This is a genomic window from Kordia jejudonensis (assembly GCF_001005315.1).
GTDB classification, from domain to species: Bacteria; Bacteroidota; Bacteroidia; order Flavobacteriales; family Flavobacteriaceae; genus Kordia; species Kordia jejudonensis.
This window is the reverse complement of record NZ_LBMG01000040.1, coordinates 1-213: the sequence shown is the minus strand read 5'-3', so window position 1 is coordinate 213 and position 213 is coordinate 1. Positions and strand designations below refer to the sequence as shown.

Genomic DNA, 213 nt, shown 5'->3' with positions numbered 1-213 from the left:
GTAAGCATTGACAATCCAAGCTCAGTTGATACGGTAGTAAGTATTACTACGGTAGATAACTCAGCGGAAGATCCAAATGATTATACAACAACAACGACCACGGTAACTATCCCAGCGGGACAAACTACAGTGAACGTAAGTATTCCAATCACGGATGATACCGTAGGAGAACCAACGGAAGACTTTACCGTAAACGGATCGGTCACTAGTGGC

General features: G+C 44.1%; 1 protein-coding gene. It reads left to right on the top strand.

Annotated features, from left to right (window positions below):
* A partial coding sequence (locus tag AA089_RS17310; protein ID WP_046758254.1) for a Calx-beta domain-containing protein occupies positions 1-213 on the top strand: 213 nt, incomplete at both ends.